The following is a 23,950-nucleotide window of genomic DNA, read 5'->3' as shown; positions in this document are numbered from 1 at the left end:
CGTCGCGGGCCAGACGGGACTTTGCGGACACGGCCTGGGGCCTGTCTACGATCGATCGCGTGTGCGCACATGTGGTCGTTGCCGAGGACGACGAGAATCAGGCCGAGCTCCTCCGCCGCTATCTCGAACGCGAGGGGCACCGGGTGACCGTCGCGCCCGACGGCCTCGCGGCGCTCGACGCGGTCCGGCACCGGGAGCCCGATCTGCTGGTCCTGGATGTGATGATGCCCCGCGCCGACGGCCTCGACGTCGTGCGCGTGCTGCGCGCGGAGCACCGGGAGCTGCCGGTGCTGATGCTCACGGCCCGCAGCACGGAGGACGATCTGCTGCTGGGCCTCGATCTGGGCGCGGACGACTACATGACCAAGCCGTACAGCCCGCGTGAGCTGATGGCCCGGGTGCGTACGCTGCTGCGCCGCAGCCGGAGGGGCGCGGGCGGCGGGCCGGAGGATGCCGGGGTGCTGCGGGTGGGGGCGCTGGTGGTCGATCCGGTCCGGCACGTGGTGTCGGTGGAGGGGCGGCCGGTGGAGTGCACCCCGGGCGAGTTCCGCATCCTGGCCGCGCTCGCCGCCGAGCCGGACCGGGTGTTCTCCCGGCAGCAGCTCCTGGGCGAACTGCACGGCTTCGACCGCTACATCAGTGACCGGACCGTCGATGTGCACGTGATGAACCTCCGCAAGAAGATCGAACCGGCCCCGCGCAGGCCCGTCCGGCTGCTCACCGTCTTCGGCGTCGGCTACAAGCTGACGGATCCGGCGAAGGCGGCGGCCCGTGCGGCGACTTCGTAGCGTGCGCCGCTCCCCCGGTGCCGGTGCGCGGAGGCCCGTGCCGCTGCGCAAGAGCCTGTTCGCCCGACTCCTTGCGGTCTCCGTGCTGGTCGCGGCCTGCTCGGTGGCGGCGACCGCCTGGCTCGCCGTGCAGACGACCTCGGGCGCGATCCGGCAGGAGCAGGGGCAGAATCTGGCCGCCGACGCCCGGATCTACCATCGGCTGCTCGGTTACGCGGCGGCCCATCCGACCTGGGACGGTGTCGGGGCCACGGTGCGGGAGCTGGCGGAGCAGTCCGGGCGGCGGATCGCGCTGACCACCCAGGGCCGCGCCCCGCTGGCCGACTCGGCGGCCCCGGGCGCGGCGGCGCTCCCGGCCCAGGCGTCGGCGGTGGTCGATCCGCTGTCCGTGGACACCGCGCTGTCGACGGGCGCCGGGGCGGCGGGCGGCACCACCACGGACCGGGTCGACCCGCGGGCGGTGGGGCCGTTCCGGCTGCCCGCGGCGGAGCGGACACGGCTGCGGAGGACCGCGGACCGGGGCGTGGCCTGCCTGGGCGACTTCGGGATCGCCGCGGATGTGGTGGCCGGGGCGAGCGGCCGTCCGCTGATCCAGGTGGTGGGCGGCAACGACCCGGAACGCATCCGGGGCACCGGCTGCGCCGTGGACGCGCTGGACACCCCGACGGCCACGGAGCGGAAGGCGCTGAAGGCGCTCAACCAGCTGGCCGACGCCTGTCTGGAGCGCCAGGGCCGCGACGGCGTCCACCTCAGCCTCGGGCTGTCCTGGGGTCAGGCGGCCGAACCCGTTCCGGCGGAGGCGGTGCCGGTGCCCGCCGCGCCGATGGCCACGCTGCCGCCGACCGCCGAACCGAGCGCGGTCCCGACCGAGGTCCCCCGCCAGGGGCCGAGCGCCGAGCCCAGCGCGGTGCCGGGCCCCGGCGACCAGCAGGCGGCGGCCACCAGCGAGAACGACCGGGCCGTCGCCTCCTGCGTGGGCACGGCCCGCCGGGAGCAGCTGAGTTCGTACGTGGCCTCGCCCGCCCTGCTCTTCATCGGCGATCCGGGCGGCGCGACCGTGCCCGGCTTCGACCTCTCACCGGCGAACACCGCGCGGATCGCGGGCGCGGCGGCCCTGGTGCTGGCGCTGACCGTGGGCGCGTCGGTGCTCGTCGGCGCCCGCCTCGTACGCCCGCTGCGGGCGCTGACGGGGGCCGCCCAGCGGATGCGTGACGGGGAGGACGGCGCGCCGGTGGTGGTGGCAGCGGACAACGAGATCGGGCGCCTCGCGGCCACGTTCAACGACATGTCCGCCCACCGCGCCCGCCTGGAGGCGCAGCGCAAGGCCATGGTCAGCGACGTCGCCCACGAACTGCGCACCCCGCTGAGCAACATCCGGGGCTGGCTGGAGGCGGCGCAGGACGGGGTGGCCGATCCGGACCCGGAGTTCATCGCCTTCCTGCACACGGAGGCGGTCCAGCTCCAGCACATCATCGACGACCTCCAGGACCTGGCGCAGGCAGACGCCGGGGCGCTGCGGCTGCACCCCGAAGAGGTGGACGTGGCCGAGCTGTTGGGGCAGGTCGCCGCCGCGCACCAGGCCCGGGCCGACGCGGCGGGCGTCGCGCTGGGCGTCCGGCCGCCGGACCGCCCGCTGCCGCCGCTGACGGCCGACCCGGTCCGGGTGCGGCAGGCGGTGGGGAACCTGGTGTCGAACGCGGTGCGCCACACCCCGGCGGGCGGGGCGGTGACGCTGCGGGCGTACGGCTCCGAGGACGGGGACGCGGTGCTCGTGGACGTCGCCGACACGGGCAGCGGCATCCCCGCCGAAGACCTGGCCCGCGTCTTCGACCGGTTCTGGCGCGGCGAGAAGTCCCGGTCCCGGCGGACGGGCGGCAGCGGGCTCGGGCTGGCGATCGTGCGGAAGCTGGCGGAGGCGCACGGGGGTACGGCGACGGCGGTGAGCACCCCGGGCGAGGGCTCGGTGTTCACGCTCCGCCTCCCGGCGGGCGACGGCGACCCGGCCGACGGTGCTGCCGACGACCCTGATGCGATGAACACAACGATCTGACAGCTTCCTCACAACTTGGCGCGAGCCTGTCCGCATGCCTCGCGCCGCGGTGCGCACCCGCCCCGTGGCCGCCCCTGAGGCCCATCCGGAACGGAGCCCTGCCCATGCCCCTGCGCACCACCCTGCGTACCGCCCTCCTCGCCGCCGTCGCGGCCGGTGCGGTCTGCGTACCGGCCACCACGGCCTTCGCCGACTCCTCGGCCACCCCCTCCCCCGCACCCACCGAGCCGACCGTGGCCCCGTCGGCCGAACCCTCCGCCGTGCCGTCAGCCGAAGCGACGGAGCCGCCCTCGGCGGTCCCGTCCGAGGCGCCGCGCGGCGGCGTCGCCGCCGGTGAGCAGCCCGCCGGTGCGGGCGGCGGAACGACCGTCCTCGCGGGCTCGGCGGCCGCCGCGCTGCTGCTGGGCGGCGCGGGAACGTTCGTCGTGCGCCGCCGCACCGCCCGCCGCGACGGCTGACCCCGACCGCCCCGGAAGAGCCGCAGTGGCGCCGCCCCTACGAACCGGGCGGCGCCACTGCCGTACGTACGACCTGGAGCCCTGTCCCATGCCCCGCACCACCCTCCCCGTCGCCGCGGCCCTGACCCTCGTCGCGCTCGCCGCCCTGACCGGCTGCTCCGGCGACCCCGCCCCGCGCCCCTCGAAAACCCCCGCGTCGGCGGCGGCCCACGAGGCCCCCGCCCCCGAGGCCACCGCCACCGCCGAGCCGCCCGCCCACGTCTCCATCCCGTCCCTGGGCGTGGACAGCGACATCATGCGCCTCGGCCTCAACCCGGACCGCACGGTCGAGGTGCCCCCGGCCGACCGGGGCATGACCACCGGCTGGTACACGGGCAGCGCCGTCCCCGGCGAACCGGGCGCCGCGGTCCTGATCGGCCACAACGACACCCGCTTCGGCCGGGCCGTCTTCCACGACCTGAAGAAGATCGCCGAGGGCGCGGAGATCGTGGTCCGGGACGCCCGGGGCAACGACGTCCGCTTCGAGGTCACCGCCCGCGAGACGGTGCGCAAGAACGCCTTCCCGACGGCCCGTGTCTACGGCCGCACCACGGAACGCGCCCTGCGCCTGATCACCTGCGACGGCGCCTTCGACGCGGCCGGGCACCCGGTGGACAACCTGATCGTGTACGCGAAGCGGAAGTAGGCGGGCGCTACTGGCCCCGGCGCTTCGCCAGCCGCTGCCGCCGTGCCTCGTACAGCACGATCGACGCCGCGTTCGACGCGTTGAGCGAGCTGGCCGAGCCCGTCATCGGGATGCTGATGACGTGGTCGCAGCGGTCGCGCCAGGCGCTGCTGAGGCCCGCCGTCTCGTTGCCGATGAGGAGCAGGACGGGCTGGGTCAGGTCGAATTCCGAGGCGTCGCACTCGCCGTCCTCGTCGGTGCCGACGACGACCACGGGGCGGCCCCGGTCGCGCTCCGCGTCCAGCCAGGCGCCGACCTCGTGGTGGGAGGGGGTGCGGACGACGGGGAGGGCGAAGAAGGAGCCGGTCGTCGCGCGGACCGCCTTCGGGTCGTAGGGGTCGGCCGCGTGCCCGGTCACGATGAGCCCGCGGGCGCCGAAGGCGTCGGCGGAGCGGATGATGCTGCCGATGTTGCCCGGCTGCGTCGGGCGGTCGAAGACGAGGCCGAGGAAGTCCTCGTCGACGCGGAGGCGGGACAGGTCGTCCGGCTCCATTCCGACCACGGCCAGGACCTCAGGGGCGCCCTCCGCCTTCTCGCTCAGCTCGGCGAGCAGGTCGGGGGCCATGGCGATGCGTTCCGTGGTGATGCCGCGCACCAGCTCCTCCGCCCAGCGGGAGAGCGGGCGGCTCGCGTCGTACAGGAGGGAGCGGATCGTCCAGCCGTGCTCGACGGCCATGGTGATCGGCCGGACGCCCTGGACGATGAACTCGCGGGCGCGACCGCGCTTGGTCCGGTTGGTGAGCAGCGTCTGGAACTGCTGAAAGCGGGCGTTGCGGGTGGTGATCCGCTGCACAGCCACCGGGGGTCCTCCAAGGGGTGATCGGCTCCTCCGGCGGCGGCGCGGGGCCGCCCCGGAAACCAGAAATTCCCACGGTTCGTGGTGAACCGTGGGAACTGGATGAGTGTCCGAGGGGGGACTTGAACCCCCACGCCCGATAAAGGGCACTAGCACCTCAAGCTAGCGCGTCTGCCATTCCGCCACCCGGACCAGGTGATCCGCCCCGGTTTCCCGCGGCGACAAAGAAAACAATACCAGGGGTTTGGGGTGCCTCTCACCTGCATATCCGGTGGCCGGGCGGTGGACATTGCGCTGGTCAGTGCGGTGCGGGCGCGGTGGAGAGGCATTTCGCGACCGCTTCCCGCCGGTCGCGTACGGACGGTCGCCGCGCACGTACGGACCGTACCTCCGGAGGGTCGGCGGCGGGTTCCACCGGCGGCCGGGCGGGGCGGGTTACGTTCGCGACCATGAGTGATCGCGGCTCCCGTCCTCCCCGCGCGCTGTCGCCGCTGCGCGAGCATCTGCGCGAGACGTTCTGGTTCGCCCCGGCCATGACGCTCGTGGTCGCCTGTGTGCTGTGGTTCGCCGCCTCGGCGGTGGACGAGCGGATCGTCACGTACCTGCGCGAGGAGCAGGCGTACGAGGACATCCAGGATCTGGTGAAGGTCGCCGAGGACACGAAGCAGATCGTGGTCACGGTCAGCTCGGCGATGATGACCTTCATCGGTGTGGTCTTCAGCATCTCGCTGGTCGCGGTGCAGATGGCGAGCGGCCAGCTCACGCCCCGGGTGGTGCGGATCTTCGTACGGAGCCGGATCAGCAAGCTGACCCTGTCGGTGTTCCTCGCGACGTTCGTCTTCTCGCTGCTGGTCCTCAGCTCGTACGAGAGCGAGACCGATCCGCGCCGGGTCACCTCGCTGCCGTTCGTGCAGAGCGTGCTGACCGCCCTGCTCGTCGGGCTGAGCCTGCTGCTGTTCATCGCGTACGTGAGCTCCACGCTGCGCCTGATGCAGATCGGGCCCGTCCTCGACCTCATCACCCGGGACACCTTCCGGGTGCTGGGCCGGATGCCCGCAGGACGCCCGGGCGAGGAGCCGCTGCCCGGGCAGACCGGGCAGATTCCGTACGAGGGGCGGGCCGGGGTCCTCCGCGATGTCAATGTGGCCCGGCTGGTCCGGGCCGCCCGGCGCCAGGGCGTGGTGCTCCGGCTGATCCCCCGGCTCGGGGACTTCGTGGTGCCCGGGACGCCGGTGCTCGCCGTGCACGGCGGGGCGGCTCCGTCCCGGAACGCGCTGCGCTACACCGTCTCGGTGGGCGTGGAGCGCACCCTGCACCAGGACCTGGCATTCGGGCTGCGCCAGCTGTCGGACATCGCGCTGCGGGCGCTGTCCGCCGCGACGAACGACCCGACGACGGCGGTGCAGTGCCTGGACCGGATCGTGCAGTTCCTGGCGGCCACCGTGCGGCTGCCGCTCGGCACCGTGCACCACCGGGACCGTTCCGGCGCGGTCCGGCTGGTGCAGGAGGTGCCGTCGTGGGAGGACCTGGTGGACCTCGCCTTCGAGGAGGTGCGCCGGTGCTCGGTGCCCGCCCCGCAGGTGACGCGGCGGCTGCTCGCCGGGATCGACGACCTGATGCCGCTGGCCGGGCCGGACCGGCGTGGGCCGCTCGTCCGGCACCGCGCGCTCCTCGTGCAGGCGGTGGAGCACGCGGTGCCGGGCGCCGCCGAGCGGAATTTCTCGCTGCTGCCCGACCGGCAGGGCATCGGCTGAGAGGTCTGCCCCCCTACTCCTTGCCGCCGAACGCCGCGTCGAAGGACGCGCTCGGCGGGTCGAAGTCGTATCGCTTCAGGGACGCCAGCGCCTCCGGTGCGCCCGCCAGCCGGTCCATGCCGGCGTCCTCCCACTCCACCGAGACGGGGCCCTCGTAGCCGATGGACCGCAGCATCCGGAAGACGTCCTCCCAGGGCACGTCCCCGTGGCCGGCGGAGACGAAGTCCCAGCCCCGGCGGGGGTCGCCCCAGGGCAGATGGGAGCCGAGGCGGCCGTTGCGCCCGTCGAGGCGTTTGCGGGCCTCCTTGCAGTCCACGTGGTAGATCCGGTCCCGGAAGTCGTAGAGGAAGCCGACCGGGTCCAGGTCCTGCCAGACGAAGTGGCTCGGGTCGAAGTTCAGGCCGAAGGCGGGGCGGCGGTCCACCGCTTCGAGCGCGCGGTGCGTGGTCCAGTAGTCGTACGCGATCTCGCTGGGGTGCACCTCGTGGGCGAAGCGGACGCCCTCCGCGTCGAAGACGTCCAGCACCGGGTTCCAGCGCTCCGCGAAGTCCTCGTAGCCGCGCTCGATCATGTGCGGCGGGACCGGCGGGAACATCGCGACCAGATGCCAGATGGACGAGCCGGTGAAGCCGATGACGGTGTCCACGCCGAAGGCGGCCGCGGCCCGCGCGGTGTCCGCCATCTCGGCGGCGGCCCGGCGGCGCACCCCCTCCGGCTCGCCGTCGCCCCAGATCCGGGCGGGCAGGATGCCCTGGTGGCGTTCGTCGATGGGGTGGTCGCAGACGGCCTGGCCCACCAGGTGGTTGGAGACCGCCCAGCACTTCAGGCCGTACGTGTCGAGCAGCGCCCGGCGGCCGTCCAGGTACGCCGGGTCCGCGAGGGCCTTGTCCACCTCGAAGTGGTCGCCCCAGCAGGCGAGTTCGAGGCCGTCGTAGCCGAAGTCGCGGGCGTACCGGCAGACCTCCTCCAGCGGGAGGTCGGCCCACTGGCCGGTGAAGAGGGTGAAGGGACGGGGCATGGGGTCGGGCCTCCTAGAGGGTTACGGGGGTGAGGACGGAGTTCTTCGCGGCGCTCTCCTCCACCGCGGCCAGCACCCGCTGCACCTGGAGGCCGTCCGCGAAGGACGGCAGGGCCGGGGCGCCTCCTCCGGCGATCGCGCACACCACGTCCCGGGCCTGGTGGACGAAGGTGTGCTCGTAGCCGAGGGTGTGGCCCGGCGGCCACCACGCCTCCAGGTAGGGGTGCTCGGGCTCGGTGACGAGGACGCGCCGGAATCCGGCGGTGGCCGCGGACTCGGTGTGGTCGTGGAAGGAAAGTTCGTTGAGGCGCTCCAGATCGAAGGCGAGCGAGCCGCGCTCCCCGTTGATCTCCAGCCGCAGGGCGTTCTTGCGGCCGGCCGCCATCCGGGTCACCTCGAAGGACGCCAGGGCGCCGGACGCGAGCCGGCCGGTGAAGGCGGCGGCGTCGTCCACGGTGACCGGGCCGGTGTCCCCGGCCGCCGCCCCGCCGCCGAGCCCCCCGGACGGTCCGGCGGGCCGGGGCCGTTCGCGTACGAAGGTCTCGGTCAGCGCCGACACCGCGACCAGCGGTTCCCCCGCGAGGTACTGCGCGAGATCCACGACATGGGCCCCGAGGTCACCGAGTGCGCCGGAGCCCGCGCGGTCCTTGTCGAGGCGCCAGGTGAGCGGGGAACCGGGGTCGGTCAGCCAGTCCTGGAGGTAGACGGCCCGCACGTGGCGCAGGGTGCCGAGGCGGCCCTCCACGATGAGCCGGCGGGCGTGGGCGAGGGCGGGCACCCGGCGGTAGTTGAAGCCGACGAAGGCGGAGCGGCCCCGGGCGGCGGCGCGCCCGGCCGCCGCCGTCATGGCCTCCGCCTCGGCGACGGTGTTGGCGAGCGGCTTCTCGCAGAGGACGTGCTTGCCGGCCTCCAGGGCGGCGACGGCGATCTCCGCGTGGCTGTCGCCCGGGGTGCAGATGTCGACCAGGTGCACGTCGTCGCGGGCGATCAGGGCGCGCCAGTCGGTCTCGGCGGCGGCCCAGCCGTGCCGCCCGGCGGCGGCCTCGACCGCGTGGCGGTCCCGCCCGCAGACCGCGGCGAGGACGGGCCGCATCGGCAGGTCGAAGACGTGTCCTGCGGTGCGCCACCCCTGGGAGTGGGCGGCGCCCATGAACGCGTATCCGACCATGCCGATCCCGAGCGTCGGCGGCGCTGCCGTCTGCTGCTGCGTCTGATCCCTCTGGGCCATCCGGGGCTTCCTCCTCGTCGGTGGTGCGGCGGGTACGGTGGCCGGGCGGGTCAGTTGAAGCCCGTCGGCAGGTACTGGTCGACGTTGTCCTTGGTGACGACGGCGGAGTACAGGGTGAGGCTGGTGGGGATCTCCAGTTCGGAGAGGCCGGACACCCCCTTGGACTGGCCGAGGGCGCGGGCCAGGTCGATGGCGGAGGCGGCCATGGTCGGCGGGTAGAGGACGGTGGCCTTCAGGACGCTGTTGCCGGCCTTGATGGCGTCCATCGCGGACTTGGCCCCGGCGCCGCCGACCATCAGGAACTCGTCGCGCCCGGCCTGCTGGATCGCGCGGAGGGCGCCGACGCCCTGGTCGTCGTCGTGGTTCCACAGGGCGTCGAACTTCTTCTGTGCCTGGAGGAGCTGCGCCATCTTCGCCTGGCCCGACTCCACGGTGAAGTCCGCCGCCTGACGGGCCACCAGTTCGATGTTGGGGTAGTTCTTCAGCGCGTCGGCGAAGCCCTTGCTGCGCTGCTTGGTGAGCTCCAGGTTGTCGATCCCGGCGAGCTCGACCACCTTGGCGTTCTTCTTGTCCTTGAGCTGTTCGCCGATGTACGTACCGGCGTTGAGGCCCATGCCGTAGTTGTCGCCGCCGACCCAGCAGCGGTACGCCTGAGGCGAGGCGAAGATGCGGTCGAGGTTGATGACGGGGATGCCCGCCCGCATGGCTTCCAGACCGACCTGGGTGAGGGCCTTGCCGTCGGCGGGCAGGACGACCAGGACGTCGACCTTCTTGTTGATGAGGGTCTTGACCTGGCCGATCTGGGCGGCGGTGTCGTTGGAGCCCTCGGTGGTCTCCAGGGTGACCTCGGAGTACTTCTTCGCCCGGGACCTGGCGTTCTCGTTGATGGCGTTGAGCCAGCCGTGGTCGGCCTGGGGTCCGGCGAAGCCGATGGTGACGGGCTTGCCCGGCTTGTCGTCGGCGGCGGGCGCCCCGCTCTGCGCGGGCGCGTCCTTCTCCTTGGGTTCGTTGCTGGTGCAGGCGGTGAGGAGGGCGCCGGCGGAGACGGCTGCGGTGCCGAACAGGAGCCCTCTGCGACTGGTTTGCGGCATGGCTGTGGAACCCTTCATCCGGTGGGTGGGTGAGCGGGAGGCGAACGGGCCGGGCGGTTCAGGTCTCGGTGCGGGCCGTGCGGCTCTGGACGAGGACGGCGGCGACGATGATCGCGCCCTTGGCGATCTGCTGGACGTCGCTCTGCAGGTTGTTGAGCGCGAAGATGTTGGTGATCGTGGTGAAGATCAGGACGCCGAGGACGGAGCCGGTGATGGTGCCGCGTCCGCCGCTGAGGAGGGTGCCGCCGATGATCGCGGCGGCGATGGCGTCGAGTTCGTAGAGGTTGCCCGCGGTGTTCTGGCCGGAGCCGGACAGGATGATCAGCATGAAGGCCGCGATGCCGCAGCACAGCCCGGACAGCAGATAGAGGTAGAGCCGCTGCCTGCGGACGTCGATGCCGGCGAGCCGGGCCGCTTCGGCGTTGCCGCCGATGGCGACGGTGCGGCGGCCGAAGGTCGTACGGTTCAGCAGCAGCCAGCCGGCGGCGGTGACCACGGCGAAGATCAGGACGAGCGGCGGAATGCCGAGGACGTAGGAGTCGGGCAGGCCCAGGTCCAGGACCGCGTCGACGGTGACGATCTGGGTCTTGCCGTCGGTGATCATGAGGGCGACTCCGCGCGCCGATGCGAGCATCGCCAGCGTCGCGATGAACGGCACCACCCTCCCGTACGCGATGAGCACCCCGTTGACCAGTCCGGCGCCGACGCCGACGAGCACGGCGGTGAACAGGATGCCCGCGAGCCCGTACTCCTGGGTGGCGACGGTGCTGGCCCAGACGGAGGCCAGGGCGACCATGGCGCCGACCGAGAGGTCGATGCCGCCCGAGGTGATGACGAAGGTCACGCCGACGGTGACGACCCCGATCACCGACGCCTGCGTCAGGACGAGTTGGAGGTTCCCGGTGTCCAGGAAGGCGTCGGGTTCGGTGAATCCGCCGACGGCGACCAGTACGGCGAGGATGCCGAGCAGGGACAGGGTGTGCAGGTCCAGGCGCAGTCCGAGGGCGCGCGGGGGTCCGGGCTTCTTCAGGGTCACGGGGGCGGGGCCCTGGTCCGGCCCGCTCTGCCGCGCCGCGGGAACGGGGTGGGTCATGACGTCGGGCTCCCTTCCATCACGAGGTCGAGTACGCGGTGCTCGTCCAGGTCCGCGGCGTCGGCGGTGTGCACGACACGCCCCTCGCGCAGGACGAGCACCCGGTCGGCGAGGCCCAGGACTTCGGGCACTTCGCTGGAGACGAGCAGCACGGCCAGCCCTTCACCGGCCAGCCGGCGGATCACGGCGTAGAGCTCGGCCCGGGCGCCGACGTCCACGCCGCGGGTCGGTTCGTCCAGCAGCAGCACCCGGCAGCCGCGCAGCAGCCAGCGGGCCAGGACCGCCTTCTGCTGGTTGCCGCCGGAGAGGTTGCGGACCGGGGTGTCCGGGTTGTCGGGGTGCAGCGACAGGGCCCGGGTGGCCTCGCCCGCCGCCCTGCGCTCCGCGATGCGGTCCAGCCAGCCGGCCCTGGAATAGCGGGACATGGTGGACAGCGAGACGTTACGGGTGACGGATTCGAGCATCAGCAGCGCCTGGGCCTTGCGCTCCTCGGGGGCAAGGCCGATGCCGGCGGCGACGGCGGAGCGCACGCTCCCCGGCCGCAGCGCCTTCCCGTCGACGGTGACCCGGCCCGCGGTGGCCCGGCGGGCGCCGTAGACCGTCTCCAGGATCTCGGAGCGCCCGGACCCGACGAGCCCGGCGAGGCCGACGATCTCCCCGGGCCGCACCTCCAGGTCGACCGGGGCGAACTCCCCCTCCCTGGCGAGCCCTTCGACGGTGAGTACGGGCGCGGCCCCGGCCCGCCCGGCCGGCGGCGGGATGCGGGGCGGAAAGACGTACTCCACCTTGCGGCCCGTCATCAGCGCCACGATGTCGTGGGTCGGGGTGGTCTCGGCGGGCAGCCCGGAGGCGACGGCCCGGCCGTCCTTGAGCACCGTCACCCGGTCGCCGATGCGGCGGATCTCCTCCAGGCGGTGCGAGATGTAGACGACGGCGACGCCCTCGGCGGTCAGCGAGGCGATGACCCGGAAGAGGTTGCCGACCTCGTCCGGGTCGAGTGCGGCGGACGGCTCGTCCATCACGATGAGCCGTACGTCGTGCGAGAGGGCCCGGGCCATGGACACGATCTGCTGCTGGGCGGCGGAGAGTTCACCGACCGGGCGGGCCGGGTCGATCTCCGGGTGCCCGAGCCGGGCCAGCAGGGCGGCGGCCTCGGTGCGGGCGCGGCGGGAGCGGACGACGAAGCCGGCGCTGGTGAACTCGTGGCCCAGGAAGACGTTCTCGGCGACCGACAGGCCCCGGACCAGGTCGAGTTCCTGGTAGATCGTGGCGATGCCGAGGCGCATCGCGGCCAGCGGCGACCTGAGTTCGGCGGGTGCGCCGCGCCAGGTGATCTCGCCGTCGTCGGGCTGGTGGGCGCCGGCGAGGACCTTGATGAGGGTGGACTTCCCGGCCCCGTTCTGGCCGAGGAGGCAGTGCACTTCGCCTGCCTGGACCTCCAGGTCGACGCCGTCGAGGGCGCGGACACCGGGGAAGGACTTGGTGATGCCGGACATGGTGAGCAGCGGTGGTTGCGGAGCCATGACGAATCCCCTCGGCGGACGAGGTGTGGGTGTATGGGGCCGCCCGCACGGGCGGGCCGGGCGGGTCAGGCGGGTGAGAACAGGTGGTCGCTGATGAGCCTGGCCGCACCGGTGACCCCTGCGGCGGGTCCCAGCTCGCCCAGGACGATCGGCAGGTTGCCGGTGGCCAGCGGCAGGGAGCGCCGGTAGACCTGGGCCCGGACGGCGGCCAGCAGGGTGTGGCCGAGTCCGGTCACCCCGCCGCCGATCACCACCAGGGCGGGGTTGAAGAAGCTGACGAGGCCCGCGATGACCTGGCCGACGCGATTGCCGCCCTCGCGGATCAGGAGGAGGGAGGCGGCGTCCCCAGCGGCCGCGGCGGCGGCCACGTCCGCGGCGGTCAGCCGGCCGGACGCCTCCAGGCGGGCCGCGAGCTCCTCGGACCGTCCGGCGCGGGCGGCGTCCTCGGCGTCGCGGGCCAGGGCGGCGCCGCTGAAGTGGGCTTCCAGGCAGCCGGTGTTGCCGCAGGCGCAGAGCCGGCCCCCGGGTTCGACCTGGATGTGGCCGATGTCGCCGGCGCTGCCCGTCGCGCCCCGGTGGACGGTGCCGCCGACGACGATGCCGCAGCCGATGCCCGTACCGATCTTGACGCAGAGGAAGTCGCCCACGGAACGGGCGACGCCCGCCTGCTGCTCCCCCAGGGCCATCAGGTTCACGTCGTTGTCGACCATGACCGGGCAGCCCAGCTCCTGGCTGAGTGCTTCGCGGACCGGGAAGCCGTCCCAGCCGGGCATGATCGGGGGTGCGACGGGGACGCCCTCGGGGAAGCGGACCGGTCCGGGGACGCCGATCCCGGCGCCGTCGAAGCGGTCGGCGAGCCCGGAGTCCCGGAGCTTCGCCGCCATGGCCAGCACCTGTTCGAAGACCGCGACGGGCCCTTCGCGCACGTCCATGGGGTGGCTGAGGTGGCCCAGCACCTCCAGCTCCGCGTTGGTGACCGCCACGTCGACGGAGGTGGCGCCGATGTCGACGCCGAGGAAGCGCAGGTGCGGGGCGAGCCGGATGTTGTGCGAGCGGCGTCCGCCCCGGGAGGCGGCCAGCCCGTCCGCGACGACGAGTCCGGTCTCCAGCAGCCGGTCGACCTCGACGGCCAGCTTGGACCGGGAGAGGTCGACCTGATCACCCAGCTTCGCCCGGGAGTTGGGCCCACCGTCGCGCAACAGCTTGAGCAGCCGCGCCTGGTGGGCGTTCGCGGGTCGTGCCGTCATACGTCTCACGCGCCCCTCCCGCCTCGTCGGCCTGTCCGTCGGGCTTGGGAGGGGAACGTAGCAGCGGTTGCCGGGGCTGGGAAGAAGTCGCGCGGAAATCCGGCGAACTTTCTCCTCTCTCAGGACAAAGACCGGGCGGCCCCCCGGCTCACGGGCAGCTGATCACCTGTCCGGCGTAGCTGAGGTTGCCGCCGAAGCCGAAGAGGAGGACCGGCGCACCGCTGGGGATCTCGCCCCGTTCGACCAGCTTGGACAGGGCCATGGGGATGGAGGCGGCGGAGGTGTTGCCGGAGTCGACCACGTCGCGCGCGACGACGGCGTTGACCGCGCCGATCTTCCGGGCGACCGGTTCGATGATGCGCAGGTTGGCCTGGTGCAGGACGACGGCCGCCAGGTCCTCCGGGGTGAGGCCCGCCCGTTCGCACACCTTGCGGGCGATGGGCGGCAGCTGGGTCGTGGCCCATCGGTAGACGGACTGGCCCTCCTGCGCGAAGCGCGGCGGCGTCCCCTCGATGCGGACGGCGTCCCCCATGGCGGGGACCGAACCCCAGAGCACCGAGCCGATGCCGGGGCGCTCCGTACCGGGCGGGTCGGCGACGACGACGGCGGCACCGGCGCCGTCGCCCATCAGCACGCAGCTGGAACGATCCGTCCAGTCGACGATGTCGCCCATCTTGTCGGCGCCGATGACCAGGGCGCGGGTGGCGGCACCGGCCCGCAGCGCGTGGTCGGCGGTCGCGAGGGCGTGGGTGAAACCGGAGCAGACCACGTTGATGTCCATGACCGCGGGCGCCTCCATGCCGAGCCGGGCGGCGACCCGGGCCGACATGCTCGGGGAGCGGTCGATGGCGGTGGACGTGGCGACCAGCACCAGGTCGATGTCGGACGCCTGGAGCCCGGCCGAGGCGAGGGCCTTGGCCGCCGCGTGCGCGGCCAGCTCGTCCACCGGCTCGTCGGGGCCGCCGATGTGGCGGGTCCTGATGCCGACGCGGCTGGTGATCCACTCGTCACTGGTGTCGACCATGGCCGCCAGGTCATGGTTGGTGAGCACCTTGGCGGGCTGGTAGTGGCCGAGCGCCACGACACGTGAGCCGGTCATAAACAAAGGTCCCCTCGCTCCAACTGTCAGGAACCAACCAGTCTTGGTCGCTACCGCCCGGTACGGGGGCAGGTGATCCCACAGGAATCCCGGCCCCGGCTTGGAGGGCTCGTCAGCCACCGGTGCTCCGGGACGCGGCCGTCCGGTGGCGACGCGTGGCCGCCGGTGCAGGACAATGGCGGCGTCGGGGCGCACCGCCGGTACGCCCTCAGGCCCCCTCGCCTACAGAAACCGGGTCCAACGTTCATGGGACGGGTCACCGAGCGCCGCCGCACCATCCGCATCCGGGACGGAGCCGTCTCCACCCGTCCCGACACCCTCGTCGCCGAGGAGCCCCTGGAGATCCGGCTGAACGGGAAGCCGCTGGCCATCACGATGCGCACCCCGGGCGACGACTTCGCCCTGGCGGCGGGCTTCCTGGTGAGCGAGGGCGTGATCGGCGGCCAGGCCGATGTGCGGTCGATCGTGTACTGCGCGGGCGCGACCGCCGACGGGGTCAACACGTACAACGTGGTGGACGTGCGGCTCGCGCCGGGTGTCGAGGTCCCCGACATCACGCTGGAGCGCAACGTCTACACGACGTCGTCCTGCGGGCTGTGCGGCAAGGCCAGCCTGGACGCCGTCCGCACCACGACCCGGCACCCCGTCGCCGACACTCCCCCGCTGCTGCTGGCACCCGGGCTGCTGGCCGGGCTGCCCGACCGGCTGCGGGCCGCCCAGCGGGTCTTCGACCGGACCGGGGGCCTGCACGCGGCGGCGCTGTTCTCGGAGACCGGCGAGCTGCTGGACGTACGGGAGGACGTCGGGCGGCACAACGCGGTGGACAAGCTGGTGGGCCGGGCGCTGACGGACGGGCGGCTGCCGCTGTCCCGGTCGGTCCTTTTGGTGTCGGGGCGGGCCTCGTTCGAGCTGGCGCAGAAGGCGGTGATGGCCGGGATACCGGTGCTGGCGGCCGTGTCGGCGCCCTCGTCCCTCGCCGTCGACCTGGCCGCCGAGACGGGCCTGACCCTGGTCGGCTTCCTGCGGGGGCCCTCGATGAACGTGTACGCGGGAGAACACCGCATCGCGCTGGACGAGGGTCAGCCCACGGACACGGCCCGCGGCGACGCCGCCTCCTGAGCGTCGCGGGCGCGCCGCTTGGCGAGCACCGCGCAGACCATCAGCTGCATCTGGTGGAAGAGCATCAGCGGCAGCACCGCGAGGCTCGCCTGTGCGCCGAACAGGACGCTGGCCATGGGCAGCCCGGAGGCCAGGCTCTTCTTGGACCCGGCGAACTGGATCGCGATGCGGTCCGCGCGGCCGAAGCCGAGGCGCTTCGCGCCGTACCAGGTCACCGTGAGCATGAGCGCGAGCAGGACCGCCTCGGCTCCGAGGAGCGCGCCGAGCCGGGCCGGGGTCACCTGGTGCCAGATGCCGGCGACCATGCCCTCGCTGAACGCGGTGTAGACGACGAGCAGGATCGAGCCCCGGTCGACCAGGCCGAGGACCTTGCGGTGGCGGGCGACGAAGCCCCCGACGCGGCGGCGCAGCAGCTGGCCCAGGGCGAACGGCAGCAGCAGTTGGACGCCGATCTTCAGCAGGGCGGTGCCGGAGAACCCGCCACCGCTGCCGCCGAGCAACGCGGCGGCGAGGAGCGGGGTGAGGAAGATCCCGGCGATGGAGGAGAAGGACCCCGCGCAGATCGCGGCGGGGACGTTGCCCCGGGCGATCGAGGTGAAGGCGATCGAGGACTGGATGGTCGAGGGGACGAGGCACAGGAAGAGGAAGCCGCTCTGCAGCTGCGGCGACAGGACGTACGGCACCAGGCCCGCACTCGCCAGGCCCAGCAGCGGGAAGACGACGAAGGTGCAGGCCAGGACCGTCAGGTGGAGCCGCCAGTGGCGCAGCCCGTCCAGCGCCTCGGCCGTGGACAGGCGCGCCCCGTACAGGAAGAAGAGGAGCGCGACCGCGCCCGTGGAGGCACCGCCGGCCACCTCGGCGGCCGGGCCCGAGGCCGGCAGCAGGGCCGCGAGGACGACGGTGCCGATCAGCGCCGCTATGTACGGGTCGACCGGCAGCCAGGACGGCGGCTGCGGGATGCGGCGGCGGCTCATCTGCTCCATGTTTCTCTCGGTCGGGCCGGGCGGCCCCTGGGGCGTGCCCGGGAACCATCCTGCTCGGACGCCCTCCGATCGGGAAACCCGTACACCGCTCTGACTGTCATCACGATCCGCGATAGCCTGCCCGGCATGTACGACCCCGCGCAGCTGCGTACCTTCCTGGCCGTCGCCCAGACCCTGTCCTTCACCGCCGCCGCCCGTCGCCTCGGGGTGCGGCAGTCCACGGTGAGCCAGCACGTGCGCCGGCTGGAGGACGCGACCGGGCGGCAGCTGTTCGCCCGGGACACCCACCGCGTCGACCTCACGGCGGACGGGGAGGCGATGCTCGGCTTCGCCCGGACCATTCTGGCGGCGCACGAGCGGGCGTCGGCGTACTTCACCGGGACGCGGCTGCGCGGGCGGCTGCGGTTCGGCGCCTCGGAGGACTTCGTGCAGACCCGGCTGCCGGAGATCCTCCAGACGTTCCGGCGCGACCATCCGGAGGTCGAGCTGGAGCTGACCGTGGAGCTGTCCGGGACCCTGCACCGGCAGCTGGAGGCGGGCCGTCTGGACCTGGTGCTGGCCAAGCGGCGGACCGGGGACGTCCACGGACAGCTGGTCTGGCAGGACGCCCTGGTCTGGATCGGCGCTCCGGGGCTCCGGCTCGACCCGGACCGTCCGGTGCCGCTGGTCGTCTTCCCGCCGCCGGGCATCACCCGGGCGCGGGCGCTGGAGGTGCTGGAGGAACAGGGCCGCTCCTGGCGGATCGCGTGCACGAGCGGCAGCCTCAGCGGCCTGGTGGCGGCCGCTCACGCGGGGCTCGGCGTGATGGCGCACACCCGGGGCCTGGTGCCGCCCGGCCTGGAACCGGTGCCGGCCCGGGCGGGGCTGCCGGAGCTGGGCGCGGTGGACTTCGTGCTGCTGCACGGCAGGCGCCGGGGCGGTGCGCAGCAGGCGGCGGACGCGCTGGCGACGGCGATCCTGGCGGGCGGTGACCGGCTGATCCGCGGAGTTCGTGGGCGCGAACCGGCATGACCGGCGACCACGAGGGGGAGAATGCCCGGGACGCGACCGCCGGTGCCGGGCGGGCCGGTCGCACCGGACCGGCCATACCGGGGCAGAGCCGCCCACACCGGCAGTGATCGCGGCGTACAGATTCGGTGGAGATTCCCGCGCGAGCCGCTTACCCCGCGGTCCCAAGCGCGCCCGAGCCTTGCCCATCTGGCCGGATTTCGGCCCCTGACCTGTGCATATACCAAGCGGTACGGCCCCTTCCGGACCCTCCCGCGGCGACGCCCGTTGGGGTAGCGTCGCGGCGCTGTGCGGAGCACCCCAAGGAGCAGGTCATTGCGCGAATTCACTGTCCCACCCATGGCGGCCGCGCCCCTCGTGGGCGGTCTCGCCGACGTCGTGTTCGACCACGCCGACGAGGAGCCGCACCGGGTCGCGCTCGGCCGGAAGGACGCGGCCGGAAACTGGCAGGACGTGACGTCGGCCGCGTTCCGTGACGAGGTGCTCGCGCTGGCCAAGGGGCTGATCGCGCACGGGGTGCGGTTCGGCGACCGGGTCGCCCTGATGTCGCGTACGCGCTACGAGTGGACCCTGTTCGACTTCGCACTGTGGGCGGTGGGCGCCCAGTCGGTGCCGGTCTACCCGACGTCGTCGGCCGAGCAGGTGCTGTGGATGCTGCACGACGCCCAGGTGTCGGCGGTGATGGTGGAGCACGAGGACCACGCGATGACGGTGGCCTCGGTCATCGACCGGCTGCCGCAGCTGAAGCGGCTGTGGCAGCTGGACGCGGGCGCGGTAACGGAGCTGGTCGAGGCGGGTGCGCACGTCGAGGACGAGGTGGTGCACCGGCACCGGCGGGCGGTGACCCCGGAGTCGGTGGCGACCGTCATCTACACTTCGGGCACCACGGGGCGCCCCAAGGGCTGCGTCCTCACGCACGCCAACTTCATGTTCGAGGCGGACACCATGGCCTCGCGGTGGGAGTCGGTGTTCCACTCCAGACCGGGCGACGAGGCGGTGACGCTCCTCTTCCTGCCGCTGGCGCACGTCTTCGGCCGGATGGTGGAGGTCACCGCGATCCGGGGCCGGGTCAAGCTCGGGCACCAGCCGGAGCTGTCGGCCAAGGCCCTGATGCCGGACCTGGTCTCCTTCCGGCCGACGTTCATCCTGGCGGTGCCGTACATCTTCGAGAAGGTCTTCAACGCGGCCCGGCGCAAGGCGGAGGCGGAGGGCAGGGCGGGGCCGTTCGACAAGGCCGTCGACATCGCGGTGAAGTACGCGGAGGCGATGGAGGCCCGGGCCTTCGGCACCGGCCCGGGGCCCTCGGCCGGACTGCGGATGCAGCACCAGTTCTTCGACAAGGTCGTGTACAAGAAGGTCCGCGAGGCGATGGGCGGCCGCATCCGGCACGCGATGTCGGGCGGCTCGGGCATGGAGCGCGGCCTCGGCCTGTTCTTCGCGGGCGCCGGAGTGACGGTGTACGAGGGCTACGGGCTGACCGAGACGACCGCCGCGGCCACCGCCAATCCGCCGGAGCGCACCCGGTACGGCACGGTCGGGCAGCCGATCCCCGGCAGCACGGTGCACATCGCGGAGGACGGGGAGGTGTGGGTGCACGGGGGCCATGTGTTCGGCGGGTATCTCGGCGACCCGAAGGCGACCGACGCGGTGCTCCACGACGGCTGGCTGGCCACCGGGGACCTGGGGTCGCTGGACGAGGACGGCTATCTGACGATCACCGGGCGGAAGAAGGAGATCCTGGTGACGTCCGGCGGGAAGAGCGTGTCGCCGGCCGCCCTGGAGGAGCGGGTACGGGCGCATCCGCTGGTGGCGCAGTGCATCGTCGTCGGCAACGACCGGCCCTATGTGGCCGCGCTGGTCACCGTCGACCAGGAGGCCGTGGAGCACTGGCTGGCGATGCAGGGGCGGCAGCAGCTGTCCCCGGGCGAGCTGGTGCGCGACCCGGACCTGGAGATGGAGGTGCGCCGCGCGGTGGTGGCGGCGAACACCGCGGTCTCGCAGGCGGAGTCCATCCGTACGTTCCGCATCCTGGCGCACCAGTTCAGCGAGCAGCACGGGCTGCTCACCCCGTCGCTGAAGCTGAAGCGCAAGGCGATCGAGGCGGCGTACGAGTCCGAGGTGGACGCGCTGTACCGCTAGCGCCTTCCGTTCCGGAAATCGGATCGGCGCGGGCGGGAATGCGCGGGCGTTCTTGATCGTTGTCCCTGGGAAGTCCCACCCCTCAACGTTAGGATCCTCAGCTCGTGAGCCAGGTCCCCTCCCTCACCCTCAACAACGGCGTCGAGATGCCCCAGCTCGGGTTCGGAGTCTGGCAGGTGCCGGACGACGAGGCGACGAAGGCGGTCGCCACCGCCATCGAGTCCGGGTACCGCAGCATCGACACCGCCGCGATCTACCAGAACGAGGCGGGCACGGGCAAGGCCATCGCCGCCTCGGGTGTCGCACGCGACGAGCTGTTCGTGACCACCAAGCTGTGGAACAGCGAGCAGGGCTACGACTCGACGCTGCGCGCCTTCGACGCCTCGCTGGAGAAGCTGGGCCTCGACTACGTCGACCTGTATCTGATCCACTGGCCGGTGCCGGCCAAGGACGCGTACGTCGACACCTACCGGGCGTTCGAGAAGATCTACGCCGACGGCCGCGCCAAGGCCATCGGTGTGTCGAACTTCCTGCCGGAGCACCTGGAGCGGCTGCTCGGCGAGACCTCCGTGGTCCCGGTGCTCAACCAGATCGAGCTGCACCCGCAGCTCCAGCAGGCCGAGTCCCGCGCCCTGCACGCCAAGCACGGCATCCTCACCGAGGCGTGGTCGCCGCTCGGTTCCGGCAAGGGCCTGCTGGAGGTCCCGACGGTCCTCGCGGTCGCCCGCAAGCACGACCGCACCCCCGCCCAGGCGGTGCTGCGCTGGCACCTCCAGACGGGCAACGTGGTGATCCCGAAGTCCGTGACGCCCTCGCGGATCGCGGAGAACATCGACGTGTTCGACTTCGAGCTGGACGCCGACGACCTGGCCGCCTTCGCGGCGCTGGACGAGGGCAAGCGGCTCGGCCCGAACCCGGGCGAGTTCAACCTCGGCGCCTGACCGCCCCGGCTCCACGGAACCGCCGCCCCGCTCCTGCGCGAGCCGGGGCGGCGGTTCTGCTGTTGTACGGGGCCGGGTCAGGCGGCGCGCCGGCCCAGGTGGAGGGTGCGGGCCAGGAGCAGGAAGACGTCCGGGCGGCGGTGCAGGGAGGCCGCGTCCTCGGGGTCGAGGAGCCGCTCGAGCACGGCGTTGTCCTCGGCGTCGAGGTGGTCGCGCAGCCCTTCGCGGCGGCGGGTGAAGTCCGCGACGACCTGTTCGCGGGCCGCGTCGCCGAGGGGCGCGGGCAGGTCGAGCAGGAAGCTGCGGGTGCCCTGCGGGATGAGCCCGGCCGCGCCGAACAGGGCCGCCCAGTCCTCGACCTCGCGGCGGGCGTCCGGCAGCTCGGCGCGCATCTCCTGGAAGAGTTCCGCCTCGGCGGCCTCCATCCGGGCTTCGATCCCGGGCCTCCCGAAGCCCAGGTCGCGCGGGAGCTGCCGGGCCTGGAGCCCGCCCTCGACCAGGGCTACGGTGCCGCCGGGGCGCAGCAGCCCGCCGAATCCTGCGAGCACGGCGCGCTGGTCACCCATGTGGTGCAGGGTGTTCCCGGCCCAGATCAGGTCGGCCTCGCCCAGGGCGGACAGCTCTTCGGGGAGCGTGGCGTGCAGGGTGGTGACGCGGCCGTCGAGCCCGAGGCGCCGGGCCCGGTCCCGGGTGCGTTCCAGGAGGGCGGGGGTGCCGTCGACGGCGACGACCTCGGCGTCCGGGAAGACCTCGGCGAGCAGGCAGGCGACCACCCCGGGTCCGGCGCCGACGTCGAGGACCCGGCGGACCTTCGGAGCGGTGGGCAGGGCGGCGATCCAGCGGGCCGCCTCGGTGTACTGCGCGCTGCTGAGCTCGGCGTTGCGCTCCAGGAGGGGGGCCATGACGTCCCAGTCGGGTTCGGACCCGCCGTGGTGGTGCCCGTGTGCGGAGGGTTCGTGGTGCAGGCCCTGGTGGCCGTCGTGGTGGTGGCCGTGGCCGGAGTGGTTGCTCATGGCACCAGGGTCACCACGCGCGGCCGCTCAGGCAAACATCCTTGCCGTTCCGGCAAGCCGCCGGGGTGAGCTACCCGCGCCGGAGGGCCAGCAGCCGGTACTCCGGCTCGGCGCGCCTGCGGTCCTGGTCCGGCAGGGCGGCCAGAGCCCGGACGAGCTGTCCGGCGGCGCCGTCCGGCAGGCTCAGGCGGGAGGTGTAGTAGCCCCGCCGGACCCCGCCCGCCGCGCTCACCGGCGACCGGCCCTGCCCGTGTCCGGTGAAGAACGCCTCCCCCGCCACCGCGAGGCCGCCCTCCGCCGCGTGGGCGACGACCAGGTCCTCGGCGTCGGCCGGGGTCGGCGCCAGATACGGGGCGAACGCCGCGTCGATGTCGCTGCCCACGTCGTGCGCGGCGTCCTTGTCGACGGTGGTGACGAACACCCCGCCCGGCCGCAGCACGCGCGCCGCCTCGGCGACCACCGCCCGGACCGCGCCCGGTTCGCGCAGCAGATGCAGCAGCCATACGGCGGTGACCGCGTCCACCGCCGCGTCGGGCAGGGGCAGCCGGCGGGCGTCGGCGAGCACGACCGCACCGACGCGCTGCCGGGCGACGGCGGCCATGCCGTGCGAGGCGTCGGAGCCGGTGACCCGCAGTCCGGGCCGGCCCGCGGCGATCCGCCCGGTGACCAAGCCCGTACCGCAGCCGATGTCCAGCAGGGAGCGTGCCGTGTCCGGCACCAGGCCGAGCACGGCGGCGGCCGCCGCCTCGGCACGCGGCAGCCCGCCGCGCGTGGCGTCGTAGACCGTGGCCTCTTGGTTGTAGTCGAGCATCGGGAGGCGACTCTAGGCCACGACCGCCGCTCGTGGGGCGTGAACCAGAGGTCTGAACCACCGACGTATTGCCGTGTGGCCGCGGGGGCCATAACGTGCGGTGATGGAGCTGGAGTTGCGCCATCTGCGAACCGTACGTGCCATCGCCGACACGGGCAGCCTGACCAAGGCGGCCACCGCGCTGGGGCTCGCACAGCCCGCGCTCAGCGCACAGCTGCGGCGGATCGAGAAGGCGCTCGGCGGCCCGCTGTTCGACCGCGACCACACGGGCGCGCGGGCGACGCCGCTGGGTGAACTGGTCCTGGAGCGGGCGAGGATCGTGCTGCCCGCCGTCAGCGAACTCCAGGAGGAGGCCGTCCGGTTCGCCAACGCGATGGGCACCATGGAGCGGTTCCGGCTGGGCGGCACGCACGGCCCGCTGCTCGGCGGCCTCGTCGACCGGCTGGCCGCCGCGCACCCGACGGCGCCGGTGTCCACCTACACCTCCTGGTCGGTGGCCGAGGTCGCCTCGCAACTGGTGGACGGGCGGCTCGACTTCGCGCTCATCGGGACCTGCGGCGAGAGCGCCCCGCCGGACGCGGAGCGGCTGGAGTGGCAGGTCATCGGGGTCGATCCGGTCTTCGTGATGCTGCCGGAGACCCATGCGCTGGCCGCCCGGAGCGAGTTGGAGCTGTCCGAGCTGGCGGACGAGTGCTGGGCGGACGTGCCGGGCGACGGCTGCTTCGCGGACTGTTTCGTGGCGGCGTGCGCGCGGGCGGGGTTCCGCCCGGTGTCGGTGTACGAGACGGACACCTCGTCCGTCGTCCATCTCGTCCAGGTGGGGCGCGCGGTGGGGCTGTGCCGGGCGACGTTCCCGCCGACGCCGGGGGTGGTGACGCTGCCGGTCGCCGGGGCGCCGCTCAGCTGGCGCCATCTGCTCGGCTGGCATCCGCGCTCGGCCGCCGCGTCGGCGGCGGCCGGTGCGGTGAGCGGGCACACCCGGGCGGCGTACGCCCAGGCGGTGGAGCGCAGCGAGAGCTACACGCGCTGGCTCGCCACCCATCCCGGGTTCGGCGCCGCGGTCTGAG

The 23,950-nt window shown here is 73.3% G+C and carries 21 protein-coding genes and 1 tRNA gene; 10 read left to right on the top strand and 12 right to left on the bottom strand.

Annotation, left to right across the window (positions count from 1 at the left end; genetic code table 11):
- The first annotated feature begins 59 nt into the window (after nt 1-59).
- The 4 genes from AB0L33_RS21670 to AB0L33_RS21655 all read left to right on the top strand — a co-directional run bounded on the left by AB0L33_RS21670 (nt 60) and on the right by AB0L33_RS21655 (nt 3,981).
- A complete protein-coding gene (locus AB0L33_RS21670) occupies nt 60-788 on the top strand; it encodes a response regulator transcription factor (protein WP_365683794.1) in 729 nt (242 codons plus the stop codon).
- A 1-nt stretch (nt 789) separates the two neighbouring features.
- Nucleotides 790-2,838, top strand: a complete 2,049-nt coding sequence (locus AB0L33_RS21665; RefSeq protein WP_365683963.1) for a HAMP domain-containing sensor histidine kinase — start codon at nt 790-792, stop codon at nt 2,836-2,838.
- 104 nt (nt 2,839-2,942) lie between these two features.
- Complete coding sequence (locus tag AB0L33_RS21660) at nt 2,943-3,296, top strand: sortase-dependent protein (RefSeq protein ID WP_365683792.1); 354 nt, start codon at nt 2,943-2,945, stop codon at nt 3,294-3,296.
- Between the two features lie 88 nt (nt 3,297-3,384).
- Complete coding sequence (locus AB0L33_RS21655) at nt 3,385-3,981, top strand: class F sortase (protein ID WP_365683790.1); 597 nt, start codon at nt 3,385-3,387, stop codon at nt 3,979-3,981.
- 7 nt (nt 3,982-3,988) lie between these two features.
- Here AB0L33_RS21655 and AB0L33_RS21650 read toward each other — a convergent pair whose 3' ends face one another.
- The gene (locus AB0L33_RS21650; protein ID WP_365683961.1) at nt 3,989-4,813 is read right to left on the bottom strand and encodes an RNA methyltransferase; all 825 of its coding nucleotides are present in this window, start codon (nt 4,811-4,813) and stop codon (nt 3,989-3,991) included.
- A 110-nt stretch (nt 4,814-4,923) separates the two neighbouring features.
- Nucleotides 4,924-5,008: transfer RNA gene (locus AB0L33_RS21645), tRNA-Leu, on the bottom strand.
- Nucleotides 5,009-5,265: 257 nt separating this feature from the next.
- Between AB0L33_RS21645 and AB0L33_RS21640 the strand changes: the two genes are divergently transcribed.
- Nucleotides 5,266-6,570, top strand: coding sequence for a DUF2254 domain-containing protein (locus tag AB0L33_RS21640; RefSeq protein ID WP_365683788.1), 1,305 nt, complete (start codon nt 5,266-5,268; stop codon nt 6,568-6,570).
- Nucleotides 6,571-6,583: 13 nt separating this feature from the next.
- On the opposite strand, the gene AB0L33_RS21635 is transcribed toward AB0L33_RS21640, so the two are convergent.
- The 7 genes from AB0L33_RS21635 to AB0L33_RS21605 form a co-directional block, all read right to left on the bottom strand.
- A complete protein-coding gene (locus AB0L33_RS21635) occupies nt 6,584-7,588 on the bottom strand; it encodes a sugar phosphate isomerase/epimerase family protein (protein WP_365683786.1) in 1,005 nt (334 codons plus the stop codon).
- A 13-nt stretch (nt 7,589-7,601) separates the two neighbouring features.
- Nucleotides 7,602-8,816: a Gfo/Idh/MocA family oxidoreductase gene (locus AB0L33_RS21630; RefSeq protein ID WP_365683784.1), complete on the bottom strand. Its 1,215-nt coding sequence runs from the start codon at nt 8,814-8,816 to the stop codon at nt 7,602-7,604.
- A 50-nt stretch (nt 8,817-8,866) separates the two neighbouring features.
- Nucleotides 8,867-9,907 (bottom strand): substrate-binding domain-containing protein, encoded by a 1,041-nt coding sequence (locus AB0L33_RS21625; protein WP_365683782.1) that lies wholly within the window; start codon nt 9,905-9,907, stop codon nt 8,867-8,869.
- 58 nt (nt 9,908-9,965) lie between these two features.
- A complete protein-coding gene (locus AB0L33_RS21620) occupies nt 9,966-11,000 on the bottom strand; it encodes an ABC transporter permease (protein ID WP_365683780.1) in 1,035 nt (344 codons plus the stop codon).
- The gene (locus AB0L33_RS21615) at nt 10,997-12,523 is read right to left on the bottom strand and encodes a sugar ABC transporter ATP-binding protein (RefSeq protein WP_365683778.1); all 1,527 of its coding nucleotides are present in this window, start codon (nt 12,521-12,523) and stop codon (nt 10,997-10,999) included. Before AB0L33_RS21615 ends, AB0L33_RS21620 begins: the two co-directional genes overlap by 4 nt.
- Nucleotides 12,524-12,588: 65 nt before the next feature.
- On the bottom strand, nt 12,589-13,770 hold the full coding sequence (locus tag AB0L33_RS21610; RefSeq protein WP_365683776.1) for an ROK family protein: 1,182 nt from the start codon (nt 13,768-13,770) through the stop codon (nt 12,589-12,591).
- Between the two features lie 148 nt (nt 13,771-13,918).
- Nucleotides 13,919-14,869 carry a beta-ketoacyl-ACP synthase III gene (locus AB0L33_RS21605; RefSeq protein WP_365683774.1) on the bottom strand — a complete coding sequence of 317 codons (951 nt, stop codon included), beginning with the start codon at nt 14,867-14,869 and terminating at the stop codon, nt 13,919-13,921.
- Between the two features lie 246 nt (nt 14,870-15,115).
- Between AB0L33_RS21605 and fdhD the strand changes: the two genes are divergently transcribed.
- The gene (gene fdhD, locus AB0L33_RS21600) at nt 15,116-15,988 is read left to right on the top strand and encodes a formate dehydrogenase accessory sulfurtransferase FdhD (protein WP_365683772.1); all 873 of its coding nucleotides are present in this window, start codon (nt 15,116-15,118) and stop codon (nt 15,986-15,988) included.
- Here the strand turns inward: fdhD and AB0L33_RS21595 are convergent.
- Nucleotides 15,949-16,971, bottom strand: coding sequence for a bile acid:sodium symporter family protein (locus AB0L33_RS21595; protein ID WP_365683770.1), 1,023 nt, complete (start codon nt 16,969-16,971; stop codon nt 15,949-15,951). The genes fdhD and AB0L33_RS21595 overlap by 40 nt on opposite strands.
- A 117-nt stretch (nt 16,972-17,088) precedes the next feature.
- On the opposite strand from AB0L33_RS21595, the gene AB0L33_RS21590 reads away from it, so the two are divergent.
- From AB0L33_RS21590 to AB0L33_RS21580, 3 genes are all read left to right on the top strand, one after another.
- The gene (locus AB0L33_RS21590) at nt 17,089-17,982 is read left to right on the top strand and encodes a LysR substrate-binding domain-containing protein (RefSeq protein WP_365683959.1); all 894 of its coding nucleotides are present in this window, start codon (nt 17,089-17,091) and stop codon (nt 17,980-17,982) included.
- Nucleotides 17,983-18,318: 336 nt separating this feature from the next.
- A complete protein-coding gene (locus AB0L33_RS21585) occupies nt 18,319-20,118 on the top strand; it encodes an AMP-binding protein (protein ID WP_365683768.1) in 1,800 nt (599 codons plus the stop codon).
- A gap of 104 nt (nt 20,119-20,222) precedes the next feature.
- Nucleotides 20,223-21,059: an aldo/keto reductase gene (locus AB0L33_RS21580; protein ID WP_365683766.1), complete on the top strand. Its 837-nt coding sequence runs from the start codon at nt 20,223-20,225 to the stop codon at nt 21,057-21,059.
- A gap of 77 nt (nt 21,060-21,136) precedes the next feature.
- Here the strand turns inward: AB0L33_RS21580 and AB0L33_RS21575 are convergent, their stop codons facing one another.
- Complete coding sequence (locus tag AB0L33_RS21575) at nt 21,137-22,072, bottom strand: class I SAM-dependent methyltransferase (RefSeq protein ID WP_365683764.1); 936 nt, start codon at nt 22,070-22,072, stop codon at nt 21,137-21,139.
- 70 nt (nt 22,073-22,142) lie between these two features.
- On the bottom strand, nt 22,143-22,883 hold the full coding sequence (locus tag AB0L33_RS21570; protein WP_365683762.1) for a class I SAM-dependent methyltransferase: 741 nt from the start codon (nt 22,881-22,883) through the stop codon (nt 22,143-22,145).
- 103 nt (nt 22,884-22,986) lie between these two features.
- Here AB0L33_RS21570 and AB0L33_RS21565 point away from each other — a divergent pair, with 103 nt between their 5' ends.
- Nucleotides 22,987-23,949 carry a LysR family transcriptional regulator gene (locus AB0L33_RS21565; protein WP_365683760.1) on the top strand — a complete coding sequence of 321 codons (963 nt, stop codon included), beginning with the start codon at nt 22,987-22,989 and terminating at the stop codon, nt 23,947-23,949.
- Nucleotide 23,950: the final 1 nt, after the last annotated feature.

Source organism: Streptomyces sp. NPDC052299, from assembly GCF_040679335.1.
In the GTDB taxonomy this organism is placed as follows: domain Bacteria; phylum Actinomycetota; class Actinomycetes; order Streptomycetales; family Streptomycetaceae; genus Streptomyces.
Note: the sequence above shows the minus strand (reverse complement) of the source record. Positions and strands in the feature narration are given on the sequence as shown.

Excerpts from the sequence above, each read along its gene's own strand:
- AB0L33_RS21660 (WP_365683792.1), top strand. The coding sequence starts at position 2,943 with ATGCCCCTGCGCACCACCCTGCGTACCGCCCTCCTCGCCGCCGTCGCG.
- AB0L33_RS21655 (WP_365683790.1), top strand. The coding sequence starts at position 3,385 with ATGCCCCGCACCACCCTCCCCGTCGCCGCGGCCCTGACCCTCGTCGCG.
- AB0L33_RS21640 (WP_365683788.1), top strand. The coding sequence starts at position 5,266 with ATGAGTGATCGCGGCTCCCGTCCTCCCCGCGCGCTGTCGCCGCTGCGC.
- AB0L33_RS21635 (WP_365683786.1), bottom strand. The coding sequence starts at position 7,588 with ATGCCCCGTCCCTTCACCCTCTTCACCGGCCAGTGGGCCGACCTCCCG.
- AB0L33_RS21630 (WP_365683784.1), bottom strand. The coding sequence starts at position 8,816 with ATGGCCCAGAGGGATCAGACGCAGCAGCAGACGGCAGCGCCGCCGACG.
- AB0L33_RS21625 (WP_365683782.1), bottom strand. The coding sequence starts at position 9,907 with ATGCCGCAAACCAGTCGCAGAGGGCTCCTGTTCGGCACCGCAGCCGTC.
- AB0L33_RS21620 (WP_365683780.1), bottom strand. The coding sequence starts at position 11,000 with ATGACCCACCCCGTTCCCGCGGCGCGGCAGAGCGGGCCGGACCAGGGC.
- AB0L33_RS21615 (WP_365683778.1), bottom strand. The coding sequence starts at position 12,523 with ATGGCTCCGCAACCACCGCTGCTCACCATGTCCGGCATCACCAAGTCC.
- AB0L33_RS21610 (WP_365683776.1), bottom strand. The coding sequence starts at position 13,770 with ATGACGGCACGACCCGCGAACGCCCACCAGGCGCGGCTGCTCAAGCTG.
- AB0L33_RS21605 (WP_365683774.1), bottom strand. The coding sequence starts at position 14,869 with ATGACCGGCTCACGTGTCGTGGCGCTCGGCCACTACCAGCCCGCCAAG.
- fdhD (WP_365683772.1), top strand. The coding sequence starts at position 15,116 with ATGGGACGGGTCACCGAGCGCCGCCGCACCATCCGCATCCGGGACGGA.
- AB0L33_RS21595 (WP_365683770.1), bottom strand. The coding sequence starts at position 16,971 with ATGGAGCAGATGAGCCGCCGCCGCATCCCGCAGCCGCCGTCCTGGCTG.
- AB0L33_RS21585 (WP_365683768.1), top strand. The coding sequence starts at position 18,319 with ATGGCGGCCGCGCCCCTCGTGGGCGGTCTCGCCGACGTCGTGTTCGAC.
- AB0L33_RS21575 (WP_365683764.1), bottom strand. The coding sequence starts at position 22,072 with ATGAGCAACCACTCCGGCCACGGCCACCACCACGACGGCCACCAGGGC.
- AB0L33_RS21570 (WP_365683762.1), bottom strand. The coding sequence starts at position 22,883 with ATGCTCGACTACAACCAAGAGGCCACGGTCTACGACGCCACGCGCGGC.
- AB0L33_RS21565 (WP_365683760.1), top strand. The coding sequence starts at position 22,987 with ATGGAGCTGGAGTTGCGCCATCTGCGAACCGTACGTGCCATCGCCGAC.